Origin of the sequence: Paenibacillus sp. ClWae2A (genome assembly GCF_032452295.1) — a bacterium.
In the GTDB taxonomy this organism is placed as follows: domain Bacteria; phylum Bacillota; class Bacilli; order Paenibacillales; family Paenibacillaceae; genus Paenibacillus.
Window position 1 is genome coordinate 301,909 of sequence record NZ_JAULSQ010000007.1, and the last position, 20,037, is coordinate 321,945.

At 46.2% G+C, this 20,037-nt stretch carries 20 protein-coding genes; 11 read left to right on the plus strand and 9 right to left on the minus strand.

The features are described 5' to 3' along the window. Positions 1-22: 22 nt before the first annotated feature. Positions 23-505: an ArpU family phage packaging/lysis transcriptional regulator gene (locus QVE09_RS21150; RefSeq protein ID WP_017690187.1), complete on the minus strand. Its 483-nt coding sequence runs from the start codon at positions 503-505 to the stop codon at positions 23-25. Between the two features lie 701 nt (positions 506-1,206). On the opposite strand from QVE09_RS21150, the gene QVE09_RS21155 reads away from it, so the two are divergent. The 3 genes from QVE09_RS21155 (at position 1,207) to QVE09_RS21165 (ending at position 4,081) form a co-directional block, all read left to right on the plus strand. Further along, positions 1,207-1,650 carry a helix-turn-helix domain-containing protein gene (locus QVE09_RS21155; protein ID WP_026081239.1) on the plus strand — a complete coding sequence of 148 codons (444 nt, stop codon included), beginning with the start codon at positions 1,207-1,209 and terminating at the stop codon, positions 1,648-1,650. 42 nt (positions 1,651-1,692) lie between these two features. Next, on the plus strand, positions 1,693-2,109 hold the full coding sequence (locus tag QVE09_RS21160) for an ImmA/IrrE family metallo-endopeptidase (RefSeq protein ID WP_133386683.1): 417 nt from the start codon (positions 1,693-1,695) through the stop codon (positions 2,107-2,109). Positions 2,110-2,281: 172 nt separating this feature from the next. Then, on the plus strand, positions 2,282-4,081 hold the full coding sequence (locus QVE09_RS21165; RefSeq protein WP_315938372.1) for a 5'-nucleotidase C-terminal domain-containing protein: 1,800 nt from the start codon (positions 2,282-2,284) through the stop codon (positions 4,079-4,081). A gap of 600 nt (positions 4,082-4,681) precedes the next feature. On the opposite strand, the gene QVE09_RS21170 is transcribed toward QVE09_RS21165, so the two are convergent. Next, complete coding sequence (locus tag QVE09_RS21170) at positions 4,682-6,466, minus strand: proline--tRNA ligase (RefSeq protein ID WP_315938373.1); 1,785 nt, start codon at positions 6,464-6,466, stop codon at positions 4,682-4,684. Positions 6,467-6,952: 486 nt separating this feature from the next. On the opposite strand from QVE09_RS21170, the gene QVE09_RS21175 reads away from it, so the two are divergent. Further along, on the plus strand, positions 6,953-7,624 hold the full coding sequence (locus QVE09_RS21175; protein ID WP_315938374.1) for a 3'-5' exonuclease: 672 nt from the start codon (positions 6,953-6,955) through the stop codon (positions 7,622-7,624). A gap of 57 nt (positions 7,625-7,681) precedes the next feature. On the opposite strand, the gene QVE09_RS21180 is transcribed toward QVE09_RS21175, so the two are convergent. From QVE09_RS21180 to QVE09_RS21190, 3 genes are all read right to left on the minus strand, one after another. After that, positions 7,682-8,653: a helix-turn-helix transcriptional regulator gene (locus QVE09_RS21180; protein ID WP_315938375.1), complete on the minus strand. Its 972-nt coding sequence runs from the start codon at positions 8,651-8,653 to the stop codon at positions 7,682-7,684. 158 nt (positions 8,654-8,811) lie between these two features. Then, positions 8,812-9,516, minus strand: coding sequence for a hypothetical protein (locus QVE09_RS21185; RefSeq protein WP_315938376.1), 705 nt, complete (start codon positions 9,514-9,516; stop codon positions 8,812-8,814). 207 nt (positions 9,517-9,723) lie between these two features. Continuing rightward, entirely contained in the window at positions 9,724-9,891 is a 168-nt protein-coding gene (locus tag QVE09_RS21190; RefSeq protein WP_315938377.1) for a hypothetical protein, read from the minus strand. A gap of 331 nt (positions 9,892-10,222) precedes the next feature. Here QVE09_RS21190 and QVE09_RS21195 point away from each other — a divergent pair, with 331 nt between their 5' ends. The 6 genes from QVE09_RS21195 (at position 10,223) to queF (ending at position 14,349) form a co-directional block, all read left to right on the plus strand. Further along, the gene (locus tag QVE09_RS21195; protein ID WP_315938378.1) at positions 10,223-10,678 is read left to right on the plus strand and encodes a hypothetical protein; all 456 of its coding nucleotides are present in this window, start codon (positions 10,223-10,225) and stop codon (positions 10,676-10,678) included. 18 nt (positions 10,679-10,696) lie between these two features. Continuing rightward, positions 10,697-11,401, plus strand: coding sequence for an AIM24 family protein (locus tag QVE09_RS21200; protein ID WP_036668803.1), 705 nt, complete (start codon positions 10,697-10,699; stop codon positions 11,399-11,401). A 373-nt stretch (positions 11,402-11,774) separates the two neighbouring features. Next, positions 11,775-12,455, plus strand: a complete 681-nt coding sequence (gene queC, locus QVE09_RS21205; protein WP_315938395.1) for a 7-cyano-7-deazaguanine synthase QueC — start codon at positions 11,775-11,777, stop codon at positions 12,453-12,455. Next, a complete protein-coding gene (gene queD, locus QVE09_RS21210; protein ID WP_036611465.1) occupies positions 12,452-12,943 on the plus strand; it encodes a 6-carboxytetrahydropterin synthase QueD in 492 nt (163 codons plus the stop codon). Before queC ends, queD begins: the two co-directional genes overlap by 4 nt. Further along, the gene (gene queE, locus QVE09_RS21215; RefSeq protein ID WP_315938379.1) at positions 12,936-13,709 is read left to right on the plus strand and encodes a 7-carboxy-7-deazaguanine synthase QueE; all 774 of its coding nucleotides are present in this window, start codon (positions 12,936-12,938) and stop codon (positions 13,707-13,709) included. Before queD ends, queE begins: the two co-directional genes overlap by 8 nt. Positions 13,710-13,857: 148 nt before the next feature. Further along, the gene (gene queF, locus QVE09_RS21220; RefSeq protein WP_315938380.1) at positions 13,858-14,349 is read left to right on the plus strand and encodes a preQ(1) synthase; all 492 of its coding nucleotides are present in this window, start codon (positions 13,858-13,860) and stop codon (positions 14,347-14,349) included. Positions 14,350-14,715: 366 nt separating this feature from the next. Here queF and QVE09_RS21225 read toward each other — a convergent pair whose 3' ends face one another. Further along, positions 14,716-14,928 carry a hypothetical protein gene (locus QVE09_RS21225; protein WP_315938381.1) on the minus strand — a complete coding sequence of 71 codons (213 nt, stop codon included), beginning with the start codon at positions 14,926-14,928 and terminating at the stop codon, positions 14,716-14,718. A gap of 253 nt (positions 14,929-15,181) precedes the next feature. Here QVE09_RS21225 and QVE09_RS21230 point away from each other — a divergent pair, with 253 nt between their 5' ends. Further along, positions 15,182-16,456, plus strand: a complete 1,275-nt coding sequence (locus tag QVE09_RS21230; protein ID WP_315938382.1) for an MFS transporter — start codon at positions 15,182-15,184, stop codon at positions 16,454-16,456. 421 nt (positions 16,457-16,877) lie between these two features. Here the strand turns inward: QVE09_RS21230 and QVE09_RS21235 are convergent, their stop codons facing one another. The 3 genes from QVE09_RS21235 to QVE09_RS21245 all read right to left on the minus strand — a co-directional run bounded on the left by QVE09_RS21235 (position 16,878) and on the right by QVE09_RS21245 (position 19,444). Further along, positions 16,878-17,366 (minus strand): prolyl-tRNA synthetase associated domain-containing protein, encoded by a 489-nt coding sequence (locus QVE09_RS21235; protein WP_315938383.1) that lies wholly within the window; start codon positions 17,364-17,366, stop codon positions 16,878-16,880. A 58-nt stretch (positions 17,367-17,424) separates the two neighbouring features. Further along, positions 17,425-18,270 carry an EcsC family protein gene (locus QVE09_RS21240; RefSeq protein WP_315938384.1) on the minus strand — a complete coding sequence of 282 codons (846 nt, stop codon included), beginning with the start codon at positions 18,268-18,270 and terminating at the stop codon, positions 17,425-17,427. A 193-nt stretch (positions 18,271-18,463) separates the two neighbouring features. After that, entirely contained in the window at positions 18,464-19,444 is a 981-nt protein-coding gene (locus QVE09_RS21245) for a glycoside hydrolase family 43 protein (RefSeq protein ID WP_315938385.1), read from the minus strand. Between the last annotated feature and the right edge of the window lie 593 nt (positions 19,445-20,037).

The following is a 20,037-nucleotide window of genomic DNA, read 5'->3' on the forward strand; positions in this document are numbered from 1 at the left end:
ATCAACTTCTCCAATCGCTCACTCAGCCCAGCTTCTGTCGCTCTTTGCGGGACACAGACAAAGGCTCCATATTAATCAGACCTCGATCTGACAGAGCCAGCGCCATTTTATAGAAAGCACGTGTACGAATCTTCGTATACGTATCCTTACTGACAGGCGGATCAAACACATGGTTATACACTTTATAGTCAAATACATCATCGTCTTTCAGATATCTTTCACAGACGAGTACACGTTCCTTTTCACTCAACCGGGACACAACAAAATCAATCGTATCGCAATATGCCTGACGCGCGCGCTGCACGTCCACATTGTAGATCGCCGTTCTCGCCGTGGAATCCCCCGTCACATTGGTTGCACCGTGGAAACGCTCGGCATAACTTGCCGTCACCATAACCTCTCGTTCTTCAAATGCAATGGTTTTATAGATTCGGTATTTCTCCAGCGCAGCTTCCACAGCCGTTTGCGTTTTGCGTCGGTCCAATTCGGGCAGCATCAATTCCATATTTATCTTCCTCCTCTAATATTTTTTACTCCATTCATATCTCTCACTCTATCGTTCACGTCATTTTGTTTTTCCATCATTCTTTGCACGATGGAAAAACGCTCTTATTCATAGAGTTGTCCAGTTTCCTAAATAAATAACGACATGTCTTCAATTTCCCGGTGTTGCCTTTTGGAATCACTCCAAATCGGTAAAATCCGGGGAATTACCTTCTTCAAAGAGTCATTTCTAAAATCCAACCTGTGTCATTGTTACATTTTGTTCGCATATTGTTCGTATTTCTATTTGAGGATACCACTTTCTGGAGATCGGAGTAAACCTTCATTTTGGTTCGTTTTGACGATAAAATAAAACCTTCGCTCTCATTTCCTATGCCTTTTGGCATAATTGTTTCATATCTCTTTACCTAATGGTATATATACGTTATAGTACTGTTTAATTAATGAACTTCCGTACAAGTCATTTGATTTTTATAAGTTAAGATGTAGATTAGATATGCACGTTAACGGAGAGGACAGAAAGAACCTGAAGAAGCGAAGCGTTCGCCTTTATCACCGAAATTCCACCTATGAAGATATACATTCAGGAAATTCGGGGATAACAGCGATCGGAAGGTTGTTCTGTCATCGGAGTGATCTGTGCAGCACGAGCTCTCTTAATTTATAATTCAAGCACTTGTACGAATCGAAGGAGTTGGCATAATTGTGGAGCACGCTTTTGGTCCTTATATGAAACAACTGCGCGAGCAACAGGGATACAGCATCAATCAGCTCGCTGAGGCAGCCGGAATAAGCAACTCACAGATTTCACGTATTGAAAATGGGGTCCGGGGTGTGCCGAAACCAGCGACCATCCGCAAGATTTCAGATGCACTCTCGGTGCCCTATACAGAGATGATGAAGCAGGCCGGTTATATTGAACCAGGAAGTGCCACTGAACTTCAGGATGTACCGGAATGGGCTACATACAAAGACCGTCGTGATTTCAAAAAGATGCTGGAGGACGATGATGATCTGATGTTTGACGGCATTCCACTCGATGAAGAGGACAAGAAACGAATCAAGGATGTACTGACAGGTCTGTTCTGGGAGGCCAAACAGATGAACAAACGCAAAAAGACAGACGAATCGGACAATCGCCCATGAGGCATGACGAACTGAATTTAATGAAGCAGCAGGTGAGATCATATGGATGACATCGTAACAAAGCTGATTCGAAAACACCGGACCAACTGCCCTTTCAGCATTGCCCGCGCGGTTGGAATACAGATTCGTTTCACCAATTTGGGAAAGTCCACCAAGGGACTGTACTTTCGCAAGCTCCGGCGCAGGTTTATCGTCATACACAATGATTTGCCGCCGGAATGGCAACGGTTCGTGTGCGCCCATGAGCTTGGTCATGACCGGCTTCATAAAGGGATTAATCGATTCTTTCTGGAGGAACATTCCTATTTTGCTCCAGGTAAGCTGGAAAGACAGGCCAATCGTTTTGCCATTCAATTGCTAACCTCCGGAGTGATGCCTGAACCCGAAGAATCTTTGGAGAAATTTTGTTTACGTACCGGACTGCCGCGTGAAGCGCAGCATTTTTTTTACACACTTTAAGAACATATGTTCTTTCGGAAGATTATATTTTCCAACAGAAGATTTACATGTCACTTTCAGGTTACTTATTTTTACGTAATTCGCGAGATTTCCTAATAATAGTCTGATAAAATACTACGTGAGCTGTGTAAACGCTCAAGTAGATTATTATTTGGGGAGGTTTCTTATTCATATGAAAATCTGGAAGAATTACGTTTCACTTCTGCTAACGGTCTGTTTGCTGTTTGGCAGTGTAGGTATTGCCGCGGCTGCAACGGACACTACTCCGGGCACAGGAAAACACATTACCATTCTACATACGAATGATACGCATGCCCGTGCAGTTGAATCTTCACCTGCTATGGGTTTTGCCAAAGTAGCTGGAATCGCTGACAAATATCGTAGCGAAAACCCGAACACACTCCTGCTTGATGCTGGAGATGCTGTACATGGTACAACTTTTGCCACTCTCGTGAATGGTGAGAGCATCGTGAAAGTCATGAATGAAATGGGATACCAGGCCATCGTACCGGGTAACCACGAATTCAACTATGGTTCAGATCGCCTGATCGAACTGGCGGACATGATGAACTTCCCCATGCTGAGTGCCAACGTGAAGAAAAAAGACGGAACACGTCTCTTCGATCCTTACCTCATTAAAGAGGTGGATGGCGTGAAGATTGGTATCATCGCTTTGACTACACCAGAAACGTTGTACAAAACGAATCCAAAAAACGTAGAAGGTCTTGATATTACAGATCCATCTGCGGAAGCTAAAGTTCTGGTAAACGAAATCCGCAGCAAAGTAGATGTTGTTGTTGTATTGGGACACCTTGGTCAAGATGCGTCCAGCACGGATACTAGCTTTAAAGTTGTTAAAGAAGTTCCTGGCATCGATGTATTCATCGATGGTCACAGCCACACTGTACTGCAAGATGGCCTTGTATCCGATAACGGAACATTGATTGCAAGCGCAGGAGAATACACTAACTACGTAGGTGTCATCGATCTGTGGGTAGACGGTGGTAAAGTAACGAAGAAACAAGCAACATTAATTGATGAAACAGAAGCAAAAGACATCAAACCGAATGAGAAGGTTGCCACTCTCGTGAACTCCATTCAAAAAGAACAAGAACCGATTTTGAAAGAAGAAGTAGCCAATACAGCTATTCTGCTGGATGGTAAACGTGAACAGGTACGTACAGGTGAAACCAACCTGGGTGACCTGCTCGCAGATGCCATTCGTGATGTCAGCAAAGCCGATATCGCATTGACTAACGGTGGTGGTATCCGTGCTTCCATTGAAAAAGGGATCGTAACCAAAGGTGATATCATCACAGTGCTTCCTTTTGGTAATCAAGTAGTAACTCTTGAAGTGAAAGGGTCCGATATTCTGGCAGCCCTTGAAGTCGGTGTAGGTTCCTACCCGGAACCAAGCGGTGGATTCCCGCAAGTATCTGGAATCAAGTTCAAAATTGACACTTCCGCTGCAGAAGGTAGCCGTGTACATTCCGTAACCGTGGGCGATAAAGCCCTTGATCCGGAAGCAACGTATACACTGGCAACCAATGATTTCACAGCTGTTGGTGGTGACGAATACACCATGTTTGCCAAATATCCAACTACGGGTATGTATGGCGCGCTGGATGAAGCATTGATCAACTACATGCAGAAGCTTGGCGCTGTAGACATCAAAACAGATGGTCGGATCAGTGAAGCGGTAAAACCTGCAGTAGAGCCGGAAACTCCAGCAACAGAAACACCGGCTCCAACCAAGCCAAAACCAGAAACACCAAAACCGGAAAAACCGTCTAAACCAACGCCAAGTAAACCAGCTCCAGCCAAACTGCATGTTGTGAAATCTGGAGATTCCCTGTACTCTATCTCCAAACAATACGGCACAACTTGGCAGGCATTGCAAAAGCTGAACAATATCAAAAATCCACACTGGATTTATCCAGGTCAACAATTGAAATTGCCTGCAGCTTCTTAAGCTCAGCAAAGCAAAGTGCATACAGGCATGATCGCTTATAAGGTGCAACAACATAACGAATCTATCTTGTCATAACCAAAAGGGTGTCCTCCAAGCCAGATTACTGGTTAAAGGGACACCCTTTTGTATCTCAGTTCTTATACATCAATCCACATCAGATACTTGAACATTTCCTGCGGACATATCCTGCTGATCCTGACAATCTTCTGAGGCAAAAATAAATCCCAGCCTGCCCAATACGGACCAACTTTATCATGTGCCTTCGACACCGAACTATATAAAAACTCTAGGAAATTACCGTGTTTATGCGCTTATTGTACATTTAATTTCGACATTCTGTCTTTTCAAAATTGCATACTTGCACATAAATCCGCCTGTGTATAATCATCTTCAAATCCTTAATCATAAAATCATCTGTATACTGAATACATATATCCAAATTTAGTTATTTCGTATGATATCACTCATAAAATCCTACCAAATTGCATGCCTTTAGCCCTCTTTTCCATGCTCTCATTGGAATTCCAGCAATCAAAATCATCTACCGCATTATATTCGGTACTATTATATAAACTCATATAATCAGCGAATCCCCTGAATTTAGGAAGTGAACTGTTCCTTCACATAACGTACAGCCTCCTGTGCCGTCAAAGCGATTCGTTTCGATTCACCTGATGCTGCAAGTGCGTGTGATCCCAGTTCGACCTGCCCTTCTGCAGCTCCTCGGCCAACAACGATATGCACAGGCAATCCGATCAGCTCCGCATCCTTGAATTTCACACCAGGGCGTTCATCCCGATCATCAACCAATACGGTGAAACCGCCATCGATTAATTGTTGTTCGAGTTCCAGGGTGAGTTGACGCTGCTGCTCATCCTTCCAACTTACTGTAATCAGGTGCACATCATAAGGCGCAACAGCGGCAGGCCATCTTATGCCTTCATCTCCTGCATACTGTTCAGCTATAGCAGCCATCAGGCGGGATACGCCAATGCCGTAACACCCCATGACTGGCGCACACTGGCGACCATTACGATCCAGGAATGAAGCGCCCATGGCATCACTATATTTCGTTCCCAATTTGAAAATGTGTCCAACCTCAATACCTTTGGTAAACACAAGTGGTGATCCACATGTTGGACAAGCATCACCTTCCGCCGCGAAGCGGATTCGTTCTACTCGCTCCAATGCAAAATCAATCCCTGGGCGTACACCGGAAACATGCACATCCACCTCATTGGCTCCTGTAATTGCACTCTTCATTACTGCCACGTCAGCGTCCACCACCATCGGCAGATTTAGTCCAATCGGACCTAGGAACCCTACCTTCAGATTTGGATGTGCCGCAATGGCTGCATCGTCTGCAAGGATCAGTTCCTCTGCACCCAACACCTGCTTTAATGCGATGTCATTCAATTCATGATCTCCACGTACAAGCGCAGCGACGAGCTGACCATCCGCCACATAAAGCAACGTTTTGATCATATGTTCAGCACCTTTGCCCACAAAAGTGGTTAACTCTGCGATCGTACGAACGTCAGGTGTGGAGATGCGTACTAAGTTCTCCGCTCCTGAATGTTCATCCGTTTGAAGCGCGGAGTCTGCACTCGCAGAATCAGCTGGAACTTCCAAGCTTCCTTCTTTTTTCTCAATATCTCCATAAGTCTGATAATCAGCTTTCTCCAGATTTGCAGCATATCCACAATGTTTGCAGGTTACAATTGTGTCCTCACCCACATCAGCAAGAGCCATGAACTCATGTGTTTCCCCTTGACCGCCAATCGTACCCGCGTCCGCCTCAACACGGATATAGTCCAGACCACAACGCTCCAGAATGCGACTGTACGCCGTGTTCATAGCCTGATAAGTCCGATCAAGCTCTTCCCAGTCCGAAGCAAAAGAGTACGCATCCTTCATGATGAACTCACGTCCACGCAGCAATCCAAATCGAGGACGGCGTTCATCCCGGAACTTGGTTCCGATCTGGTACAGGGTGAATGGCAGCTTGCGATACGAACTCACCTCGTCCCGCGCTAACGCGGTTACGACTTCCTCATGTGTTGGTCCAAGAGCAAATTCCCGTGTATGACGATCCTTCAGACGCATCAATTCGGGACCATACTGTGTGTACCTTCCGGACTCTTCCCACAGTTCGGCTGGCTGCATAATTGGCAGCAATACTTCCTGACACCCGGCACGATCCATCTCTTCTCGAACGATCCGTTCAACGTTCAACAATATACGGCGTCCAAGAGGCAGGTAACTGTAGATCCCTGCTGCCAGTTGGCGAATCATACCGGAACGCAGTAACCAGCGATGTCCCGCTGCATCTGCCTCCGCTGGCGCTTCACGTAAGGTTGGAACAAGCATTTCACTTTGACGCATGTGGACACACTCCCTATCTTCCTTTTTTATCAAAATACGGCGCATAAACAGCAAAAAGACACATCCGTCAAGGGACGAATGTGTCGTGGTACCACCCTTATTTAACTGCAAATTAATCCGTTCGGAACCTATGCGATCTGTAGCATGCAGTCCTACGGGGCATAACGGGCCCTGGCCGGCGGAGGTTGCAACCCTGGATGGGCATTCTCTTCCGCAGCTCGCGAGGTAGGAATTTATGAAGCAGCTACAGGAACCTTGCACCACACTGTCCCCTCTCTGTTGAAGCTGGCTTGCACAATCATGTCCTCGTTATAACGCTGTTATCATTTTTGACCACATTAGTTCATTTACAAGTAATTGTCAACATACCGTGTTAACATAAAGTACAATGAATTCTCTAGCGATGGCTGACATGGCCCCACGTTCCCTGTAATATAGAGAAATAGAAATCTACCACAGGTATTAATCGATAAAGGAGCTTGTCCTATGCCATATATCATATATGATCTTGAATTCACGGTAAGCCGCAATACTCGCTATTCTTCTGAAATAATTGATATCGGTGCCGTCAAAGTTACGGAAAGTGCGGATGGGTTGGCCGTAACGGATACGTTCCATACGTATGTTCGTCCTTCCAACAAGTCCGTTCTGTCCACTGACACGATTCAGTTTACAGGCATCACGCAGAAAGATATTGATGCAGCCCCACTTTTTCCGGAAGCATTGAACCAATTCATTGCCTGGATGGGAAGTGACCCCTATTACATGTGTTCCTGGGGACCCGATGACCGCAGCAAACTGATCTCTCATTGTCGCACCCATCAACTTGATGTGGCCTGGATCACCAATCATAACGATCTTCAGCAACAATGGTCCCGCACCGTTCGCAAAGAAGGCAAGTTCCGTCAACTCGGTCTCGCTCAGGCTCTTGAAATCTGCGGAATCGAATTCGATGGTACCCAGCACCGTGCCTTGGATGATGCCATCAATACAGCCAAGGTGTTTATGCATCAATTTGACCGATTCACTCTGGAAAACAACTGTGCAGCCGATGATGAGGGCATTACATCCAAGGTCGTCTATTCCAGCTCCACAGAAGATGAAGAGAAAGAATCCCCTTTTGGCAATCTGGCAAGCCTTTTCAAAACAAAAGAGTAACCGTCCACAGCACGGTAATTAACCGTGTTTTACCTTAGGATAGATGACATTCTAATCTCAACTTTTATTGTACATTTGTTGCCAATCATTCAGGCGTTCTTTCATCTTGATGCGGCAGATCTCAGGTTCGAGGATTTCCGCATCAGGTCCATATTTAGATATCCATATGAGAAATTCCTCAACATCACTTAATATGGCTTCAAATAACAGGCTACCTTCCGGTTCTATGGTTAAGATGGGGTGTATATAGAATTGCTCCTGCATCACACGCTCTACAGCATGGGGTGCAAATCGAATTTTGAACGCAGTCCACTCCGTACTTCCCTCGTATGCCCAAGGAATGCGGAAGTGTGATTGTATCAGATAATCCTCTTTGCGAAACGTGCGTGGCAATATCCGTATCCTTTGCAGCCGGCTCACCTGAAATACTCGAAGTTTCTCCGACAGGTGACAATACCCTAACAGCTCAAATCTGTATTCACGAGGGATAAGACAGTAAGGATCTATGCGTACGATCCCTTTTTTACCTTGAGACAGATACTCCCCTTCAATGGTGTTCTGTGAAATGCCAGCCTGAAGCAGGGCAATCAGGGATTGATTCTGTGAATCGCTGTTTTCATTTTGCCATACGGGCAATCCCACTTTGAATAATCCACTAATTTGCTCCGACCATTCCACTCGTTCTGTTTTGTTTTTCTGACTCGAAGCAACCACTTTCTCATAAGCGCTCTCAAAAGCAGGTTTCAACAAAGGACGAATATTCTCCATAACTTCAGCAAGATGCATGAAAGCTTGGGCTTCTTCATCAGACCAATTTAGCGGATACATGGCAAAATGGCTGATAAACATGTACCCTTGTCCGTGTCCCATATTGGCGATCGGGATATGCATTGCACTGAGGGCCTCCATGTCGCGGTATATCGTCCTTTCCGTCGTCTCGCATCGCTGGGCAAGCTCACGCGCCAGAATGCCCGGCTTGGCTTGCACCAGCGTGATAATGCGCATTAATCGGATTAGTCGGTCTGTCATTTTGCCGGACCCTCCACGATGTTGTTTCAATAAATTTGATACAACTCCATCCATAGTTTAATATGATATTGATACATACATTCGACCTTCTCCTAAGCTTCACCTTCAAAACATATGTAGACTCGTTCTCTCTATACCGTTACCATCTGAAATCAACCCTATTCGCCTAATATCTTTTTTTCACGGTCATGATATCCGGTTGTAAACGTGATCCCATAGTGATAACGCAGCTTTTCAACGATCTCGGCTTCTGCGTAATAATCCAGATCCTGCTTCCGTGCCGCTTCAATTAACAGCGCATCTGCATGACGACGCAACATATTACTTCCCTCTTGAACCCGGCCTCTTTCATAAGCACGTAAGGCTTGCTTGATCAGCGGTACGGTTTCACTTAACTTAATGGTCTTCTCCACCTTGGGATCTTCCGGCTGTCGCAACATGCCCAGATGACTGGTGTACTGAATGTACAACTGCTCTCTTCGTAACAATACGCGTTGACTTTGCTTCAACTTCCTTGTGCTCCAGTAGGCTGAACATACGGCAGCTTTTCCGGATGCACGGGGTCCCATAACGAATTCAAGCAAAATTTGTTTGCTCTCTCCCTTGTACATATCCCCTAGCCTCAATAACCAGCCAATATCCGTTTCTTTGGAACGACATCCATAGATGCCTTTTAGCTGTACTCCATATTCCGGTTTGAGCAAAAGTTCCAAATCTCTTGATACAATTTTGGGTGCTATTTTCCTAAGTCTTTTGGCAGGGGCACCGTTACGCCACTCTACCATCATATATACGGGGTCGGCTCCCCCTGTCGGTATGGCCTCTTTATTCCACGAATAAGATACTTCAAAGACTGAGTTCACTGGTAGTCTCTCCCCCGATTTATGTGTATTATCTTCTAAGTTATCAGGGTGAATGGACACTATATTGTCACGGAACACATGTTCCCATTAAATTTTTCCAATATATTAGTTTTATATCCCTTAATCCGTCTCAATACGACAATAAACGACGAAAAAGCCTGGCGCTATGCCAAGCTTTTCAATCACTTATCTATGACAAGTCCCAAATTAAACAGCAGGATGATCGTTTCCCATTTTGTGTAAATATTGTGTGCCATCTGCTTCGGTTACCGGAGCATAGGTGACACTGTCAATGACCAGCTTACGTCCTACTGGCTCTCCGTTAACAGTGATCATGATTGTTTTGGTTGATGTGTTCTGATCTGTTGTGTACATATGTTTCTACTCCTTCATGTTCACGATCTTATATTCAATCGGATATATTGGTATCGTTCATTAAATTGCGTATTTGTGAATAGCATGCACCCGGAACTGAAGTAAAAGATCTGTTAAAACGGTCCGGTGTGCTTGCCTATCGTTCTATTACCCCACAGATTTCTAAGCTAAACAGCCCTGTTCCTAAATCATTTTAAATATTTCGGGTAATAAAACGATATCATCTTGAACCCATCGTCCCGGTTTTGACGTATAATGTAAGAGCCGTATTTCAACAATAGACGACGAATTCGGCGATCGATCTATCTAACCGAAGAAAGAGGTGTTAACGATGCCAAAATCCGTTCAGGGATATTTCATTCGGGTGTTATTTACCACATGCATTCTATTTACCATTTCGATCGCTTCGACAGTAAGTGCAGCCAGTGCAAATATTTTTACGGATATATACAGCGGATGGGAGCGAGTCTCCGAACTGCCCGGAGAAGTGAACGCCCTGCAGGAAAGTTATAAGCAAACGATGGAGCAATTAAATCAAACGTCCGCTCAGTTGGGACAAGCCCAGGCCAATGTCGAAGCATTTAAGACCCAGAACGAACAACTGCTGGCTCAGAACCAGAAACTCACTGAAATGGTAAGTAAATTACAGGACGACCAGAATGCCAAAGCAGCTGCTACCAAACGAATTCAGACGATGATCATCACTGTCGTTTCTCTCATATTGGGTTACTTTGTTCTGATTCGTGTGATGCGCTGGGGAATGCGTCGCCGTTCGGGCCGAGTATAAAAGGACAGGAGCAACTGCATGAACATACACTTGAACAATGCTGAAGCAGGCGGAGCTGGACAAGTCGTCACATTTTCACTGATTAAAGATGATCGCCTTCATATTTTGCATCCGCAGCAAATTGTGGCCTTCCGCGGTCCAAGTGGGAGTCGCAATGATAAATTCATGAATATCACGGGCATATATCGCAAAAAAAAGCTGATAAAATCCGAAATTACCGGACCATGCCAATTTGTGGCTGCCCTGCCTCCCGGATTCACGATGAAGGAAGTGGAGCTCACGGAGGACAGTGATCTGCTCTATGACTTCCGCCACCTATTCTTCTACTCTGATGGTGTAACCATGCATACCAAAATTCAGAAAATTAAAAACATGCTGATCACCCGTGATGCAGTGAAAATGAAATTTTCCGGCAAAGGCAAAATCGGATTGCTCACTCAAGGACAGGTCTGCCAGCAGGAACTTCACCCAACAGCGCCACTCTATGTGGATGCCGGTAGCATCATTGCCTATCCCGAAAATGCACATCTGGAACTCACCGTATATGGTAACAACCTTGCCAGTCAGCATATGAATTATCATTGGAAGATGACAGGACATGGATCTGTACTCTTTCAGGCTGGACGTGAGAATCACCGCTTGGAACAGGATCTCAACGATGAGGGACTGTTCAAACGAATTCTGAAAGAAGTTATCCCCTTTGGCAATGTACTAATCAAATAAGCTGTTAGTGGATGAAGCCGACCAATCAGCTGCCACTATGCTCCAGTGGGGTGGTCACCACACCGTTTCATGTTATAATGGTTCAGACAATTGAAGAAGAAAGTCCATGCCTGTGGCATGGGAGAGGTTCGCGAACTCCCTCTATAAGACTTGACCATGTGATGGTCAGTATAAGTCTTGCGTACACGTTGCGGTCACCATGCAATCATGTACGTAAAAAACTAAGGACACTTACTCTTACCTGCTTTTTTGAAGCGGTTATCGAGAAGGTGTGTTTTTTGATGGATGCCAGTTCATGAACTTCTCTGTTCTTCCGACACGCTATGCCTATGTGCATGGTTTGATCTCAAGAAGATAGAGAGGTTTTTTTATGTTGAACGAAGAAAAAGCAGTCGTTGTATTCAGCGGCGGTCAGGATAGCACCACGTGTCTGTTCTGGGCCAAACAACAGTTTGCCGAAGTCGAGGTTGTTACGTTTGATTACGGTCAACGCCATAAGCTGGAGATTGAATGTGCAGCCGAGATCGCTCGTGATCTGGGTGTACAGCAAACGGTACTCGATATGAGCCTGTTAAATCAGCTTGCACCCAATGCGCTCACTCGCACGGATGTGGAGATTACACATGAAGAAGGCGAACTGCCAAGTACATTTGTAGATGGACGAAATCTGCTGTTCCTCAGTTTTGCGGCCATTATGGCAAAGCAAAAAGGAGCTCGTCACCTGGTTACAGGTGTATGCGAGACGGATTTCAGCGGATACCCGGATTGCCGGGATTCATTTGTAAAATCGATGAATGTAACGCTTAATCTGTCGATGGACTTTCCATTTGTCATTCATACCCCGCTCATGTGGCTGGACAAAGCCCAAACGTGGAAGATGGCCGATGATCTCGGTGCCTTTGATTATGTACGCGAGCGTACCTTGACCTGTTATAACGGCGTGATCGGCGATGGATGCGGAGAATGCCCCGCTTGCAAACTGCGCAAAGCCGGACTGGATCGTTATGTACAGCAACGTACTGCTGCTGAATCGGCGGGAGTGGATATACGATGAGAGAGCCTGGAACATTCCGTATTGTAGAGCATCTGCAACGCATCGGAGAAGATATTCTCCCCACCCAGCTGCGCTACCACCGCAAACGTGTGCTTGTAAGCAAAGAATTCACCTTTGACGCGGCACATCATCTGCATTGTTATGAAGGCAAGTGCAAAAACCTGCACGGTCATACGTATAAAGTGATTTTTGGGATCAGCGGTTATCCGGGTGAAACCGGGCTGACAGTTGATTTTGGACATATCAAAGATATATGGAAAACTCAGATTGAGGGCTATCTGGATCATCAGTACCTCAACGAGACACTTCCTTTAATGAATACAACAGCTGAAAATATGGTCGTTTGGCTGTTCGAACAGATGGAACATGCGCTCCAGACGGAGCCCTATGCCGGGCTGACCGATGGTGGGCGGACGGAGTTTGTCCGACTCTTCGAGACACCCACCAGTTACGCGGAAGCGAGACGGGAGTGGATGATCGATGAGTAGTGTGACACAACAGGTGAATGAGACGGGATCTCGCAAAGAGGCTCGTATTCCCGTGATGGAGATTTTTGGTCCGACGGTTCAAGGCGAAGGCATGGTCATCGGACAAAAAACGATGTTTGTTCGCACCGCGGGCTGCGATTATCGCTGCTCCTGGTGCGACTCCGCCTTTACCTGGGACGGCAGTGGCAAGGACCAGATTCGGATGATTACGCCAGAGGATGTATGGGAAGAATTGCGCCGCGTTGGCGGCACCCGTTTCTCCCATGTGACCATCTCCGGCGGTAATCCCGCCCTGCTCGCTTCGCTGGGCGGATTGGTTGCCCTGCTGCGGGAGAACGGCATCCGCACTGCGGTGGAGACGCAGGGCTCCCGCTGGCAGCCTTGGCTGGCGGACATTGACGAAGTCACCATCTCGCCCAAGCCACCCAGCTCCGGCATGGACACCGACTGGACCGTGCTGGATGATCTGATCGGACGGTTGGTCGCTGGCCCAGTAGAACGAAGTCATAGTCTGAAGATCGTGATCTTTGATGAGACAGACCTGGACTATGCCCACCGTGTGCATGCACGGTATCCGGGCACGGATTTATTTTTACAAACGGGGAACCCGGATGTGACTTCCGCTGATACGCCAGATCTGGCGTCCTCACTGCTTGCTCGTTATGAGTGGCTGATCGACCAAGTCAGTGCCTCCGATGAACTGAATGATGTTCGTGTGCTTCCACAGCTTCATACGCTGGTATGGGGTAACAAACGCGGTGTTTAATGGGCAGTATGGGGGGAATGGGCGGCATGATGTAAGCTGAGAACGAAATGTCCTCATACAATGAAGAGAATTAAACAGGCAAATTCGCCTATTCATATATACAGCGAGGCTTCGGGCTTTTGCGGAAACAAGGAGCGTTTAATAACTGATGAGACAACCTGATGAGATGCAAGATGTGACGTTGCTGGGCAACCAGAACGTAAAATATACATTTGAATATGATCCGGGCATTCTGGAGAGCTTTGATAACAAACATCCGTACCGCGATTATTTTGTAAAATTCAACTGCCCGGAGTTCACCAGCCTGTGCCCGATTACGGGTCAGCCAGACTTTGCAACGATCTATATCAGCTACATTCCTGATATCAAAATGGTCGAAAGCAAATCACTCAAGCTGTACCTGTTCAGCTTCCGCAACCATGGTGATTTCCACGAGGACTGTGTGAATATCATCATGAACGACTTAATCAAGCTGATGGACCCGCGTTACATCGAAGTATGGGGCAAATTCACTCCGCGCGGCGGTATTTCCATTGACCCGTATACGAACTACGGTAAGCCGGGAACGAAGTACGAGCAGATGGCTGACCACCGCCTGATGAATCATGATATGTACCCGGAGACGATTGATAATCGTTAAACTGGCGGGTTCATCCATTCTGTATAAAATAGAATCATAGAATGCCAAAAGCCGAACTTCTTAAGTTATATAAGCTGAATTAATCATTTACACGATAACGGAGAGGACAGAAAAAACCTGAAAAAGCGAAGCGTTCGCCTAAAAGCTTTCTGAAAGAAAGCTGCATCGGAAGCATACGCCATCCCCGGATTTTCCCCTTTAGGAAAGGGAATGGAAAAAATCTGGGGATAACAGCGATTGGAAGGTTGTTCTGTCATCCTAGTGCCAGTGTAAATAATCTTTAGTTCAACTTATATAGCAGAGTTCGGCTTTTTAGTATAAACCTTTAGAAACTCAGTCTCTCAATACAATGGGATCGCAATGCGTTCAAGTAGACTGATCTTCCTTTAGTTCTTTGACTTTTTTAATGTAATGTCTCAACATAAGCACACCAATTGACTGAAAAATGATAAATATAGCGATAGCAGCAGATAGAGATTTCGGTGCTACATAAACAACCTGAAACGTTATTACTGCCATATACAAAATAGTCATCACCAACTCACGTTTGGCAGATTCATAAGGTGATAAGGATTTCATATCCATCCCTCCTCTATCCTACTTACACTTAAATATGGGTCTTATTACAGTAGATGCTAAAGTAATACATTTCTTTTGTAAATGTAATGCTAGAAATAAACACCTCAGAAATAGAGTTGAATTCATCAACGTTTTCCCTTGTTCCCCTTGTCGGTCCAATCAATCTATCCTATTATGTAACAATATGCTTACACGCATAGAATACAACATCAGGCGCTGATCCCTCGTGACCGCGACCAAAGGAGAATTGTACATGTCTACACAAACCTCATTAACCAAGGACGCCACAGCGCGTTCGAAAACCCCACCCGGATTGGATGCCCAAAGCACCGTTTACCGGATACTCATCGCAATAAGTCTGGTTCATCTCTTCAATGATTCGATCCAGTCGGTCATTCCCGCCATTTTTCCGATTCTGAAAGACTCTATGCATCTCACGTATACTCAGATCGGATGGATCTCATTTGCTATCAACTTTACCGCTTCCATTATGCAGCCTGTCGTAGGCTGGTTTGCTGATAAAAAACCGACACCATCTATCCTGCCCATTGGGATGGGTTTTACATTTACCGGCATGTTGCTGTTGGCTTTCGCCGACAGTTATATGGCTGTCCTGATTTCCGTTATCTTTGTCGGTCTAGGTTCCGCCGCTTTCCATCCGGAAGGTTCACGGGTATCCCATATGGCTGCTGGTCAACGCCGTGGACTGGCACAGTCCATCTTCCAAGTTGGTGGTAACGCCGGGCAGTCCCTTGCCCCATTGCTTACACGCTGGATCTTTATCCCGTTTGGACTTTTCGGTGCCATTGGATTTACAGGCATTGCTGCCATGGGAATTGCAGTTCAGATCTACATAGCCCGTTGGTATGGACGCATGCTGCAATCGGGAGGATATCTGCGTAGACAGGCTGCTGCCCGTCGTGCACCCAATCCTGCTTTGCGCAAAAAGATTACTGCCGCCATTACGCTGTTGATCTTACTCGTCTTTGTTCGTTCCTGGTATATCGCTTCCATCGGTAGCTTCTATGCGTTTAATCTGAAAGATACTTTTGGATTGTCCACAGAGGACGCGCAGATCTATATCTTCTTGTTCCTGGCTGCCGGAGCACTGGGTACGTTCTTCGGAGGCCCCTTGGCGGATCGATTCGGCAAACGTAACCTGATCTTCCTGTCCATGGCCGGAGCTGCTCCTCTGGCTCTGTTGTTGCCCTATGCGAATCTGTTCTGGACAGGCGTACTGTTAACAATTATTGGTTTTATCATGTTATCCAGCTTCTCGGTTACGGTGGTATATGCACAAATGCTGATTCCGGGCAAAATCGGAACGGTTTCCGGTCTGATCACAGGTCTGGCATTTGGTATGGGAGGTCTGGGCGCACTCGTGCTGGGCAATTGGATTGATATCTTCGGTGTATCACCGGTAATGCAGATGTGCAGCTTCCTGCCCCTGCTCGGAATCTTCACGTTCCTGCTTCCATCCGATAAATTACTGAATATCTGGGCCAAAGAAAACGGTAGTGAAGAATAAGAAATATATCAACAGGTGTCCACTTTTTATTCTATATTAGATGCAATTCTTACGTGGCAGCATCGCCCTTATAAGACATTATCTTGCGCTAATGAACCTGACAGCTCATATTTGAACGAATACTGCTGGTTTCCCAATCTAAAGAATCTCAGCAGCGCTATTCCCGAGAAAAAGGCCTAAAATCTTGGAATGTGCGTGTGAAATGTAGCAATAACGTGTCTGAGATTCTTTAGAAATTGGGATTAGTGAAATATCACCGAATAGCGTCTGCTGAGTTCGTTAGATTCCACTTCGTCACCTACATTTGCCTCCTGAATAAAAAGTCTAGCCATAACAAAAAGGGTTCCCGCCGACTCTGTATGCACAGACCGGCAGGAACCCTTTTTTATAATTGTTTTTCTCGTATTTAGCTTCAAACGTATTATTCAACTTCACACATGACAACGTTGCTACCTTGAGTTGTAATTAGTTCCTTCACATCTTCAAATCCAAGGAATACCGTCGCCGTATTTTCCATGGGATGAATTCCGATTTTCTGACCGATTAAATCCTTGTCAAAAACTACGGTCACGTTTTTCTGTATATTATTGAAAACCCCCATAGGATTGACATGGCCCTTTTCCAATCCGAGGAATTCCAACAAATCCTTTTCACTGGCAAAACTTAGTTTGCGGCTAGGTATCTTTTCGCTTAAACTTCTCAAATCAACTGACTTCGTTCCAGCAATCGTCACCAGATAATAGTTGCGCTTCTTGTCATCACGCAGAAACAGATTTTTAACGATACGTTCTGTATGTGGAATCTGATAAGAGAATATTTCCTCCATCGTATATACTGCGGGATGTTCAATACTTTCGTAAACGATATTATTGCGATCTAAGAGATCATAAAAACCCTGTTTGTTTAACATAACAAATTCATCTCTTTCAACATAAATATTCTTCTCTATTATTACTTCTTCTGTAATATTACTTCAAACGCTGAAGGATCAGCCGTTTTTTATACAACATTTTGCCTGCTTCGGCTACATCTCGAATTGTATTTTTGTTGCTCACCGAACCAAACACCATGCCGGCAATCGGCACGAGTTGGAACAGCTTTTTCCAACCAAAGGATTCACTGTAGGAGTTAAACACTTCCCGCCATCCCTGCATCTGCGATACCACTTCAATGGGCTTGTCCGGATCGTCGTACGCGGCCAGTTCTTCGATGATCGCTTTCTTGCCTACAATATCGGCGGAAGAGAATTGCAGACATTTTACGATAAAGATACGCTCCAACGGTTCATCTGGATCATACCCGTAACATAGTGCCATCTCCTGCAGAACCTTCAGAGAGAGCCCCATCACCATCGGAATATCTGCTGCAATGGTTACAATGCCACCAAAACCTGTAGCTGCTCCCTGAGCCGCTGCAAACTTCGTTCGACTGTCAGTAATGTTATCGGCCACCTGGTCCAGCACCTTAAGTGGCAGATTCTCCACACTATGAATCTTCGCTGTCCCTTCAGCTTCAGCATTCTGCTCCAGACGATCGGTCGTATCCAACATGGAATAACCGGACCTCTCGGCTTCCTCTTGCAGCAGCTTGGCTACTTTTTTCTTCTGTACGAGGAACTTGCCCCCATGCTGCACATACTGACCCACGTCGTTCAGGGAATCTCCGATCTTCTGTTTCAGTGCTTTAGGCATCACTTTATCCAACATCGCAAAGGGCAAACGCCCGATTTTATCCCATATAAACAAGTCCTTCTGTTGTTTTTCCCATTTCAAAATCTGTTCAAGCTCCAGGTCCAATGTCTCGCGTGAATCCATAAGTGTCCTCCTAATAGGTTGTGCTTCGTAATCTATATCTTTTTCATACGCAGAGATCCTCGTTGTGGTTGCTTTGTTTATATCCAAGACATCGATACGCAGACTACTCTATCTTATCGTTTACATACGGAAGAGCCCTCAATCAGCATTACTCGCTAACTAAGGGCTCTCGTATGAAAGGTTTCACGACCTCTTATTTTGCTTCCGCTGCTGCGCTGCCATCCGGTGCCGGAACACCGAAATCAGGTGTGCCATCTTCACGCCAATGAATCACTTGAGCACGGGCGTGACGGTTCGGATCATACAAGGGATCACCCTCGATGTCTTTGTAATTACGTGCATGGTAGATCAGAATATCGGTCTTGCCATCCGGCGACACGGTAAAGCTGTTATGACCCGGACCGTATTGGCCGTTCACTTCACAAGTCTGGAACACCGGCTTGGACGACTTCACCCAGCTCGCTGGATCAAGCAAATCTGCATCTTCATCCGCAGTGAGCAAACCAAGACAATAATTGTAGTCGGTGGCACTTGCCGAGTAACTGATGAAGAACCGTCCATTGCGTTGCAATACTGCTGGGCCTTCATTCACCTTAAAGCCGATGATTTCCCAATCGTACTCAGGCGTAGAGATCATGACCTGTTCGCCGCGTAGCGTCCACGGATTTTCCATTTCGGCAATGTACAGGTTCGAGTTGCCCACAATATCGGGATCTTTTTGTGCCCAGACCAGATAGCGGATTCCCTTATGTTCAAACGTCGTCGCATCCAGCGCGAATGATTCCCAGCGTGTGTAAATCTGTCCCTTTTCTACCCACTCTCCTTCGAGTGGATTCGCGGAATCGTTCTCCAGAACATACATCCGGTGATCGAACAGGCCTTCGTTGGTCTCACTGGTGTGAGCCGCAGCGTAATGTATGTACCATTTTCCATCGATAAAATGAATCTCCGGTGCCCAGATGTTAGCACTCATCGGCCCCGTGTCACGCTTGGTCCAAGCCGTTACCGGCTCAGCATCTCTTAACTCTTCCAAAGTCTCTGCTCGGCGGATCTCAATCCGGTCAAAGGCTGGTACGGAAGCGGAGAAATAATAGTAACCGTCTGTATGACGGTACACCCACGGATCAGCGCGCTGCTCCAGGATGGGATTAGTAAATGTAATAGAATCGGTCATGGGAATGCTCCCCTTTCAAATGTTGTTTGGCTCGAAGTTTGGGGATGTAACCCAATTGCGAAAAAAACGAAAACCTTATTGGGTGGTGCACAGCGGACGTTCGGGAGTGATAGGGCCTTGGTGCTCTCTTGTCCTCCGATTTCTCTTCCCACCGCTCTTGGCGGTTGAAATCGGAGGACAAATTCGCTCCTGCGGCTCCTTCCTCCCCCTCACTGCTTGTGCACCCTCGGAGCGGTAACTCGCTCTCACCGCGCTCGCTGGGTTACAACCTCACTTCGAGCCATTGTGTGGCTCAGTCTTATGGCGTTGACCGCTTCGTAGGGTCAACTCTCCCCGTATTTAGAGCATGATTAGCCTCAGACATAGGCCAAGCACAGATGAATCTTGAGTGTCTATCTGAGTTAGCGCACCTTAATAGCACAGCTTGCATTCACAGCGGACGTTCGGGAGTGGCAGGGCCTTGGTGCTCTCTTGTCCTCCGATTTCTTTTTCTCACCGCTTCTGGCGGTTGAAATCGGATGCCAAACTCGCTCCTGCGGCTCCTTCCTCCCCCTCACTGCTTGTGCACCTTGGCGCAGCAGCTCGCTCTTACC